Source organism: Burkholderia sp. Se-20378, assembly GCF_017104665.1.
Taxonomy (GTDB): domain Bacteria; phylum Pseudomonadota; class Gammaproteobacteria; order Burkholderiales; family Burkholderiaceae; genus Burkholderia; species Burkholderia lata.
This window is the reverse complement of the sequence record NZ_JAAGPG010000053.1, coordinates 19,126-28,611: the sequence shown is the minus strand read 5'-3', so window position 1 is coordinate 28,611 and position 9,486 is coordinate 19,126. Positions and strand designations below refer to the sequence as shown.

The 9,486-nt window shown below is 57.9% G+C and carries 6 protein-coding genes; all 6 read left to right on the top strand.

The features are described from left to right. A partial coding sequence (gene dnaA, locus G3N93_RS09385) for a chromosomal replication initiator protein DnaA (protein WP_206132860.1) occupies window positions 1-937 on the top strand: 937 nt, incomplete at its 5' end. 168 nt (window positions 938-1,105) lie between these two features. After that, the gene (gene dnaN / locus G3N93_RS09380) at window positions 1,106-2,212 is read left to right on the top strand and encodes a DNA polymerase III subunit beta (protein WP_039364632.1); all 1,107 of its coding nucleotides are present in this window, start codon (window positions 1,106-1,108) and stop codon (window positions 2,210-2,212) included. Window positions 2,213-2,404: 192 nt separating this feature from the next. Beyond that, the gene (gene gyrB, locus G3N93_RS09375) at window positions 2,405-4,879 is read left to right on the top strand and encodes a DNA topoisomerase (ATP-hydrolyzing) subunit B (RefSeq protein WP_206132859.1); all 2,475 of its coding nucleotides are present in this window, start codon (window positions 2,405-2,407) and stop codon (window positions 4,877-4,879) included. Window positions 4,880-5,481: 602 nt separating this feature from the next. After that, window positions 5,482-6,180, top strand: a complete 699-nt coding sequence (locus tag G3N93_RS09370) for a TnsA endonuclease N-terminal domain-containing protein (protein ID WP_206132858.1) — start codon at window positions 5,482-5,484, stop codon at window positions 6,178-6,180. Then, complete coding sequence (locus G3N93_RS09365) at window positions 6,161-8,149, top strand: Mu transposase C-terminal domain-containing protein (protein ID WP_206132857.1); 1,989 nt, start codon at window positions 6,161-6,163, stop codon at window positions 8,147-8,149. Before G3N93_RS09370 ends, G3N93_RS09365 begins: the two co-directional genes overlap by 20 nt. Beyond that, complete coding sequence (locus G3N93_RS09360) at window positions 8,146-9,123, top strand: TniB family NTP-binding protein (protein WP_206132856.1); 978 nt, start codon at window positions 8,146-8,148, stop codon at window positions 9,121-9,123. The genes G3N93_RS09365 and G3N93_RS09360 overlap by 4 nt, the downstream gene beginning before the upstream one ends. Window positions 9,124-9,486: the final 363 nt, after the last annotated feature.

Here is a 9,486-nt window from a genome sequence, read left to right as displayed (position 1 = left end):
GGTCGCGGACAACCCGGGCATCTCGTACAACCCGCTGTTCCTGTACGGCGGCGTCGGCCTCGGCAAGACCCACCTGATCCACGCGATCGGCAACCAGCTGCTGCTCGACAAGGCCGGCGCGCGGATCCGCTACATCCACGCGGAGCAATACGTGTCCGACGTGGTGAAGGCGTACCAGCGCAAGGCGTTCGACGACTTCAAGCGCTACTACCACTCGCTCGACCTGCTGCTGATCGACGATATTCAGTTCTTCTCCGGCAAGTCGCGCACGCAAGAGGAATTCTTCTACGCGTTCGAGGCGCTGGTCGCGAACAAGGCGCAGGTGATCATCACCAGCGACACGTACCCGAAGGAGATTTCGGGGATCGACGATCGCCTGATCTCGCGCTTCGACTCGGGCCTCACCGTCGCGATCGAGCCGCCCGAGCTGGAAATGCGCGTCGCGATCCTGATGCGCAAGGCGCAGTCGGAAGGCGTGAACCTGTCGGAGGACGTCGCGTTCTTCGTCGCGAAGCACCTGCGCTCGAACGTGCGCGAACTCGAAGGCGCGCTGCGCAAGATCCTCGCGTATTCGAAGTTCCACGGCCGCGAGATCTCGATCGAGTTGACCAAGGAAGCGCTGAAGGACCTGCTGACCGTGCAGAACCGGCAGATTTCGGTCGAGAACATCCAGAAGACCGTCGCCGACTTCTACAACATCAAGGTCGCGGATATGTACTCGAAGAAGCGTCCCGCGAACATCGCGCGGCCGCGGCAGATCGCGATGTATCTCGCGAAGGAACTCACGCAGAAGAGCCTCCCGGAAATCGGCGAGCTGTTCGGCGGGCGCGACCACACCACCGTGCTGCACGCGGTGCGCAAAATCGCCGACGAACGCAGCAAGGACGCGCAGCTCAACCACGAGCTGCACGTGCTGGAACAGACGCTGAAGGGCTGAGCGCGCGGCGCGCTTGATAATTCGGCCTCCGCCCCAATTTAAGGGGGGCGGTTCGGTTTTGAGGCACAATACTGGTTTGACCGCCCCGGTGGTGGCGGGCCAAGAGCCCGGCCGGCGGGGCGCTGCGAGGCTGCTGCGCTGCAGGCCGTTACTCAACGAAGGAACTCTATGCAACTGGTCAAGACCGAACGAGACACCCTCCTCAGGCCGCTGCAAACGGTCAGCGGCATCGTCGAACGCCGCCATACGTTGCCGATCCTCGCCAACCTGCTGATCACCAAGAACGGCTCGGACGTTTCGTTCCTGTCGACCGACCTGGAGCTGCAGATCACCACGCGCGCCGATTTCGGCGTCGGCGGCGACCAGGTCGCGACCACCGTCGCGGCGCGCAAGCTGCTCGACATCCTGCGCGCGATGCCTGACGGCCAGGTCACGCTGTCGCTCGCCGACAAGCGCCTCACCGTTCAATCCGGCAAGAGCCGTTTCGCACTCCAGACGCTGGCGGCCGACGAGTTCCCGACCGTCGCGCAGGCGAAGGATTTCGGCGCCACGCTGACCGTCCCGCAGAAGTCGTTCCGCCAGCTGCTCGGCATGGTGCACTTCGCGATGGCGCAGCAGGACATCCGCTACTACCTGAACGGCATGCTGCTCGTCGTCGACGGCGACCAGCTGATGGCCGTGGCCACCGACGGCCACCGCCTCGCGTTCTCGTCGATGAAGCTCGAAGGCGGCACGTTCGGCCGCCAGGAAGTTATCGTGCCGCGCAAGACGATTCTCGAGCTGCAACGCCTGCTCGAAGACATCGACGACACCGTCACCATCGACATCGCGCAAACCCAGGCCAAGTTCACGTTCGGCCAGGTCGAGCTCGTGTCGAAACTCGTCGAGGGCAAGTTCCCCGACTTCCAGCGCGTGATCCCGAAGGCGCACAAGAACACGTTCGAGATCGGCCGTGAAGAACTGCAGCGTTCGCTGCAGCGCGCGGCGATTCTGACCTCGGACAAATTCAAGGGCGTGCGCTGCATCATCGCGCCGGGCCAGCTGAAGATCATGTCGACCAACGCCGATCAGGAAGAGGCGCAGGAAGAACTGGAAATCGCCTACCAGGGCGATACCGTCGACATCGGCTTCAACGTCACGTATCTGCTCGACGTGCTCGCGAACCTGAAGGTCGACACCGTGCAGGTGAGCCTCGGCGACGCCAGCTCGAGCGCGCTGATTACCGTGCCCGAGAACGACGAGTTCAAGTATGTCGTGATGCCGATGCGCATCTGACGCGCGCGACATCACGACACACACCAGGGGGCGGCAAGCCCCTTTGGCGTTTTTATGGCGAACCGACAACCCGTCCCTTTGGTGCCTTTCCGGCACCTCGGACGGGCCAGGAAAACTGGAGCGGCCCGGCGTTTTCGCAAGGAAACGCACCATGCCGCCGCTTGAGTGGCCTCGCAGAACCGGAAGATATCCATGAGTGAACAGCACAATCCGCAACCCGATAACAGCAGCTACGGCGCTTCGTCGATCCAGATCCTCGAAGGTCTGGAAGCGGTGCGCAAGCGCCCCGGGATGTACATCGGCGACACGTCGGACGGCACCGGTCTGCATCACCTCGTGTTCGAGGTGCTCGACAACTCGATCGACGAAGCGTTGGCCGGGTACTGCAACGACATCCACGTGACGATTCACGCCGACAACTCGATTTCCGTGACCGACAACGGCCGCGGGATTCCGACCGACGTGAAGATGAACGACAAGCACGAGCCGAAGCGTAGTGCGGCAGAAATCGTGATGACCGAGCTGCATGCCGGCGGCAAGTTCGACCAGAACAGCTACAAGGTGTCCGGTGGCCTGCACGGCGTGGGTGTGTCGTGCGTGAACGCACTGTCGAGCTGGCTGCGCCTCACGGTGCGCCGTGACGGCAAGAAGCGGTTCATGGAGTTCCATCGCGGCGTCGCGCAGGATCGCGTGCTCGAGACGGTGGACGGCGTGGAAGTGTCGCCGATGCTCGTGACCGGTGACACCGAGAACCGCGGCACCGAAGTGCACTTCATGGCCGATCCGACGATTTTCGGCACGGTTGAATATCACTACGACATCCTCGCGAAGCGGATGCGTGAGCTTTCGTTCCTGAACAACGGTGTGCGGATTCGTTTGACCGATCTTCGTTCGGGCAAGGAAGACGATTTCGCGTTCGCCGGCGGTGTGAAGGGCTTCGTCGAGTTCATCAACAAGACGAAGACCAACCTGCACCCGACGGTGTTCTTCGCCACCGGTGAGAAGGATGGCGTGGGCGTCGAAGTCGCGATGCAGTGGAACGACAGCTACAACGAGAACGTGCTGTGCTTCACGAACAACATTCCGCAGCGCGACGGCGGCACGCACTTGACCGGCCTGCGGGCCGCGATGACGCGCGTCATCAACAAGTACATCACCGACAACGAAATCGCGAAGAAGGCGAAGGTCGAAACGACCGGCGACGACATGCGCGAAGGGCTGTCGTGCGTGCTTTCCGTGAAGGTGCCGGAGCCGAAGTTCAGTTCGCAGACGAAGGACAAGCTGGTTTCTTCCGAGGTTCGTGCGCCGGTTGAAGAAGTTGTGGCGAAGGCGCTGGAAGAATTCCTTTTGGAAACGCCGATCGACGCGAAGATCATCTGCGGGAAGATCGTTGAGGCTGCTCGCGCACGTGATGCGGCGCGGAAGGCTCGCGAGATGACGCGCCGCAAGGGCGTGCTCGACGGCGTCGGCCTGCCCGGCAAGCTCGCGGACTGCCAGGAGAAAGACCCGGCGAAGTGCGAAATCTACATCGTCGAGGGTGACTCGGCAGGTGGTTCGGCCAAGCAAGGTCGCGATCGCAAGTTCCAGGCAATCCTGCCGCTGCGCGGCAAAGTGCTGAACGTCGAGAAGGCGCGCTACGACAAGCTGCTGTCGTCGGAACAGATCGTCACGCTCGTGACCGCGCTTGGCTGCGGGATCGGCAAAGAGGACTACAACCTCGACAAGCTCCGCTATCACCGCATCATCATCATGACCGACGCGGACGTGGACGGTGCGCACATCCGGACGCTGCTGCTCACGTTCCTCTATCGCCAGATGCCGGACATGATCGAGCGCGGGTACGTGTATATCGCGCAGCCGCCGCTTTACAAGATCAAGGCGGGCAAGGACGAGCGGTATCTGAAGGATGACGTGGAGCTCAACGCGCACATGCTGCGGTTGGCGCTGCAAGGGTCGGAGCTGGTGCCGGGTGAGAATGCGGCCGTGATTTCGGGCGATGCGCTCGGGGAGCTGGCGCGGTCGTATCTGCTGTCGAAGAGCGTGATCGAACGGTTGAGCCGGTTGTATGACCCGGCCGCGCTTGAAGCGATCATGGACGGGGTGGTGATCGATCTGTCCAACGAGGCTTCGACGGAGGCTTCGGCTAAGGCGCTGCATGCCGCGTTGCATGATGAAGCGCTGAAGAACGAAGTGCGCGTGGTGCCTTCGTATGACCCGGTTCGCGAACAGCGGTCGCTGCATGTCGAGCGTACGCATCACGGCAACGTGCGGGTTTCGGTCATCGACCAGGAATTCCAGCACACGGCGGATTATCAGCAGCTCGTGACCACCGCGAATACGTTCAAGGGGCTTATTGGGGAAGGTGCAGTCATCAAGCGCGGTGAGCGCAGCATGGCTGTGACGGACTTCAAGAGCGCGATGAAGTGGCTGCTGGCGGATGCGGAGCGGAACGTTTCGAAGCAGCGGTATAAGGGGCTGGGGGAAATGAACCCCGGGCAGCTGTGGGAAACGACGATGGATCCGACGGTGCGGCGACTGCTGCGCGTGCAGATCGAAGACGCGATTGCTGCGGATGGGATCTTTACTACCCTCATGGGGGATGACGTCGAGCCGCGACGGGCGTTTATTGAGTCGAATGCGTTGCGGGCGGGGAATATTGACGTCTAAGGCTGTAGGTTGTCAGAGTTAGTGAAAAAATTGTCACTGAGATGAAAATTAATTCTCACTATTCGTGAAAATTTGGCCACTGTTATAGCCCGGGTGACTGCTCAAGTCTTCCGGGCTATTTTATTTTTAGGCGCCAAAAACCCCACACACCATAACTACCAGGTCTTAATGCAATAAATATTGCATATTGCACCAGCGAAAATAGCTCGAACAATAAATAGATAAAACTCCCAGCAACTCCAAGTCATTGCATATATCACTTAGCATCGTCGACTCCCAGCAGAAAAATACCGCAATAATTATTGACCTAGCGCCGACAATCAATAAAATAACGGCTTCGCTGGAAAAAGATGCTAATTTTAAGCAAGACAGCGCTCACTCTGCGAACTTGCGGAGAGCGAAAAATGGAGAGTGAAATGTAAAAACGGAGCAAACCCCCTATTGGAAGCTTGCCCCGCTGGTGGGAGCTGACGCTACCCGATCTGGACAATCGAAGTATCGTCAATCCCCCGCCCGCGGTCAAGTTTTTGCGCCCAATTTTTTCTGATCTCGCAAGTCGAGAGGGTTTAACGCGCCCTTTTAATTTGCGAGCGGAGCGAATCATGCAAAACATTCCGCATGCCGCCGTCATGTCGACGGCCAGGCAGGGAATTCATCATACCCCCGCACGACAAGTAGTTCGGCCCACCGGCGGGATTTTCCGCGGCCGCTTCCCTTCCCGAAAGTCAGGCAGATCAGTGGCGTTCGAGTCATTGATCGAGCGTGACGCCTTGCTTCTCTTCGAGTTCTCTCGCGGCGTCATCCGCTATCGAGAGCAGCCCTACTCGACCCACTACCTGTTCGAAGGTAGATCGCGGAAGTACACACCCGACTTTGAACTCACCCTTGCCAGCGGCACAGTACTACTCATTGAAGTCAAACCAGAAGAAAAAGCGCTCGCGCCAGACGAAGTGCGGCGGTTGCGGCGAATTGGGGAACATTTTTCCGAGCGAGGCGTGCTGTTTCGGGTTTTGACTGACACCCAGATTCGTAGCGGCGCGCTTCTGTCTAACCTGAACATGTTGTTCCCCTATTTGGGCAAACCAATGTCAGGGCTACAACGACGACTGGCCGTGGCACCGCTCCTCCACGAGCCATTCCTGACGATCGCACACGCGCGCGTTCATCTCGGATCAAACGAGGAAGTTTGGCGATTCCTTGCGCAAGATCTACTTACCTGCGATCTGCGTCAGCCGTTGAGTGAATTGACCGCTTTGTCCATACAAAACCGTGAGCCGTGTGATGAAGAACTATATTTTTAAGGTTGGTGTGTCCGTCATGCTGGACGATCAACCTCACAGGATCGTGCATCTCACCGCGGATGGACTCGCGCACCTAATTGCGGTGTCCAACGGCGCATTAACGGTGACATCAACCCCTGAGCTACAGAGGCAGTATCAATCTGGCCGGCTGCGTTTTCTGGACGAGCCCACGAACATTGCCGATCCACTGCCCTCGCGGTTGGGGCGTCCGCTGTCAACGTTCCCTAACCGTGTCCGAGAGAACGCTCTTCGAAAAAAGAAGTACCTTGACATGCTGCTCGCTAGCGGCCCGATAGTCTCGACGCCGGCTGTGCTTACGCCGCTCATTCAGGAATGTGCACAAGAATTGAACGACCCTTATCCACCGAGCGCTATCAGTGTTTACAGATGGGCTCGTAGCGTTTCACGAGCAGAGGGTGACAATAGAGTGCTGATTGATCGGTTCGACCGTCGAGGAGGCGGTGGCAGCAGGTTACCTATTGCGAGCCTAAATTTGCTGCAGCAATCGATCGACTCAATATACATGGTGCGGGAACGAGGCTCCGTAACCGACGTGTGTGCTGACCTTCGCTACCGGATAGATCGCGAAAATGAATTTCGCAGCGAGAACGAGAAGGTTCGAATGCCGAGCCTTGCCACAGTGTATCGGGCGATCCGTTACCTTGATGCATTTGATGTCGAGGTGGCCCGCCGCGGAAAGCGCATAGCGAACATCACGTTTCGCACTAGTGGCCGCGGCGTCCATGTTGAACGAATCCTCGAGCGCGTCGAGATCGATCACTCACCTCTGGATCTTTTTGTGATCGACGAGCGGACAAAGCTACCACTGGGCCGTCCGACGGTAACCATCGCACTAGATCGCTATTCAAGAATGCCGGTCGGTATACACGTCGGATTTCAGGGGCCCTCAGTGCACGCCGTCCTCCGGTGCTTGCGGCACGCGATAATACCGAAGGCTGACCTGCGAGAGCGCTATTCGGATCTGCAACACGACTGGCCGTGCCATGGAAAAATTCGCGAACTAGTCTGCGATAACGGACTAGAGTTTCACAGCGACGAACTGAAGAGGGTCGCGTTAGAGCTGGGCATGATCGTAACGTTTTGCCCAAAACGCAAACCGTGGTTCAAAGGTGCCGTTGAACGCTTCCTGAAAACATTGAATTTCCAGTTTGCGCACGCGCTGCCCGGAACGAGTTTCGCTCGATGGTTTCATCGAGAAGATTACGATCCGCAGGAACAGGCGTTGATCACGTACGATCAGCTACTGCATGTCCTTACGCGTTGGATTGTTGACGTCTACGCACACTCCCTCCATCGAGGAATCGAAACTACACCGCACGAGAAGTGGGTTACGGGAGCGATGCACTTTCCGCCAGTGCTGCCGCCGAGCATTGAGGACGTCGATATCACGATCGGGGAAACGCATACTCGAACGCTGTCTCATCACGGCATTGAACTCGACAACTTGCGCTACAACGATCCCGCACTTCTGCAGATCCGCAGCAAACATGGGCCTCGAGTCGCGGTCGACGTAATTTCGTACTTCGATGACGTTTCACGCATTGCGGTCATCGATCCCGACACCAAAATCCCCGTCATCGTGCCGGCGCTTGATCAGGAATACACGAACGGCCTGACGCGAGAGCAACACAGATTGCTTTGTGCACGCGCGCGAGAAACTGGCAAAGGGCTAGTCGACCAAAGTGCCCTTGCGCAGGCAAAAAGCGAGATCCGAATGCTGGTCTCCGAGTTTGCCCTAAGTAAATCACAACGAAAGCGACAAAAGAGCGCGGCGTGGCGCGGTATCGGAACAGAAGCTGCGGACATATTCGCAACGGCGACTGACAAAACAGCCCGCAGAAAGCCGGAACGTCACATTGAGAAGCAGTCGGCTGTACCTGTGTCCGAGCTGCCAAAGCTTGTCGGTTTGCTGCTGGATGGCTCTCCAAACGGAAAGGTGTCTACATGATTGATCGACCGTTTGCCGATAACGACTACGCTCGGATGAAGGAAGTGGAGCGCATTCTCATTCCTCATCGGCAATTTAAGGACGTTGTTGCGCGCTTACAGCACGTCCTCGATTTATCGCGACATGGTGCAGATCCACGCCACACCCTTCTTGTAGGTGAGTCTGGCACTGGAAAAACATGGATTGCTCGTTATATCCGATCGATACTTCCGGAATCAGAAAGCGAAGATGCCCACATTAAGCCGATCCTCGTTGTCGAAACTCCAACGTCACCGACGTTGAAGAGCCTGGCGCAGGCAATGCTTGTTGCACTCGGGGATCCACTGGCAAGCCTTGGCAACGCTGAAGTCAAGCGGCTACGGGCGCTCACGCTTATGCGTCAGTGTCGGGTTCAGATGCTCATCGTTGATGAGCTTCAACATTTTCTCGACCATGGCTCTCACAATTCGCCGCAATCGGTAGCCGACTGGCTCAAAAGCTTCGTGGAAGATGCGCGAATACCGTGTTTGCTAATGGGTTTGCCAAGATCAACGGCAATCCTTACGCTTAACGAGCAACTTCGGCGCCGATTTTCGGCTCGTATAGAACTTGCACCGTTTTCAATTGAGTGCGAAGACGAAGAGATTGAATTCCGAACAATACTGAATGCCTTGGATGAAATGCTTCCCTGTCAACGCCGCTCAGACTTTGCCGAGGCGGAAACCGCGCGCCGGATATACATGGCAACCAACGGCCTAATCGGATACGTCAGACGGCTCACGACCGGAGCATTCGAACTGATGGTGGCTGCGAACCAGCCATGTATCGATCGATCCTTGTTACAACAGGCCTTCGTTCAAGAGATCTGGCGCGGTGGACAGAACGAGCTGAATCCATTTCATCCGAAATTCTCGTTTCGTCGTCTGGATCAGCCAGGCGAACCGTTTGCGCCCACCAGTCGTCGAGGGGAAACTCGCGGCACGCGACGCCGTTAGTGAAGGATCAATCGTGAAAGCCCCGTTGATCAACCTCCCACCGACTCGTCCCTTCGAAAGCGCCCAGGGCTTTCTTCTGCGATTGGCGGAAGCTAACGCGTATCCAGCTGTCGAGTGGCTGCAGCGTATCGATGGTCTCCGCGCACACCTTCGTGATCTCGTGGGTACCGCCATTTTTGGTTTTATGCCCAAATGGCTCGGTGAGTTGGGCACGCCTGTCGTAGTTCCGCCAGGATTTGACCAAAAATTTTGTCTTGGCCGGCGAGCAAGGTGCTGCGTTGCGTGCCTGCTAACGGCGCCGTACTGGCGAGCAATATGGGAACATCGCCTATACGTCGCTTGCCACATACACGGCACGGAGTT